Origin of the sequence: Bacillus infantis (assembly GCF_008180445.1) — a bacterium.
Lineage (GTDB): Bacteria > Bacillota > Bacilli > Bacillales > Cytobacillaceae > Bacillus_AB > Bacillus_AB infantis_B.
The window spans coordinates 1-1103 of sequence record NZ_VTER01000033.1 but is presented as its reverse complement, the minus strand read 5'-3'; the positions used below and the strand labels follow the sequence as shown (position 1 = coordinate 1103).

At 50.3% G+C, this 1103-nt stretch carries 2 rRNA genes; both read left to right on the top strand.

Annotation, left to right across the window (positions count from 1 at the left end):
- Positions 1 to 255: ribosomal RNA gene (locus FZD51_RS25845) — 16S ribosomal RNA — on the top strand; the annotation flags it as partial.
- Positions 256 to 433: 178 nt separating this feature from the next.
- Positions 434 to 1103 (top strand): 23S ribosomal RNA (locus tag FZD51_RS26425); the annotation flags it as partial.

Here is a 1103-nt window from a genome sequence, read left to right as displayed (position 1 = left end):
AAACCATTCTCAGTTCGGATTGCAGGCTGCAACTCGCCTGCATGAAGCTGGAATCGCTAGTAATCGCGGATCAGCATGCCGCGGTGAATACGTTCCCGGGCCTTGTACACACCGCCCGTCACACCACGAGAGTTTGTAACACCCGAAGTCGGTGGGGTAACCTTTTGGAGCCAGCCGCCTAAGGTGGGACAGATGATTGGGGTGAAGTCGTAACAAGGTAGCCGTATCGGAAGGTGCGGCTGGATCACCTCCTTTCTAAGGAATATATACAAGACGTGACGGTCTTTGTTCGTTCAGTTTTGAGAGTATAATCTCTCATTTTTGTTCTTTGAAAACTAGATAATGTAATGAAGAAGACATTACCGAGTAATCGCCATTTTAGGTTTTCTCTCAATTTGAGAGTGATACCAKGAATAAGCTTCGCTTATTTTTAGGTTAAGTTAGAAAGGGCGCACGGTGGATGCCTTGGCACTAGGAGCCGATGAAGGACGGTACTAACACCGATATGCTTCGGGGAGCTGTAAGTAAGCTTTGATCCGGAGATTTCCGAATGGGGAAACCCTCCATCCGTAATGGGATGGAACCCTTGCCTGAATACATAGGGCATTGGAGGCAGACCCGGGGAACTGAAACATCTAAGTACCCGGAGGAAGAGAAAGCAAACGCGATTCCCTGAGTAGCGGCGAGCGAAACGGGATTAGCCCAAACCAGGAGGCTTGCCTCCTGGGGTTGTAGGACACTCTRCACGGAGTTACAAAGGAACGGAGTAAATGAACAGGCATGGAAAGGCCGGCCATAGAGGGTAACAGCCCCGTAGTTGAAACTTCGTTCCCTCCAGAGTGGATCCTGAGTACGGCGGGACACGAGAAATCCCGTCGGAAGCAGGGAGGACCATCTCCCAAGGCTAAATACTCCCTAGTGACCGATAGTGAACCAGTACCGTGAGGGAAAGGTGAAAAGCACCCCGGAAGGGGAGTGAAACAGATCCTGAAACCGTGTGCCTACAAGTAGTCAAAGCCCTATGACCTTCGGGTCAGGGTAATGGCGTGCCTTTTGTAGAATGAACCGGCGAGTTACGATTACATGCGAGGTTAAGTTGAACA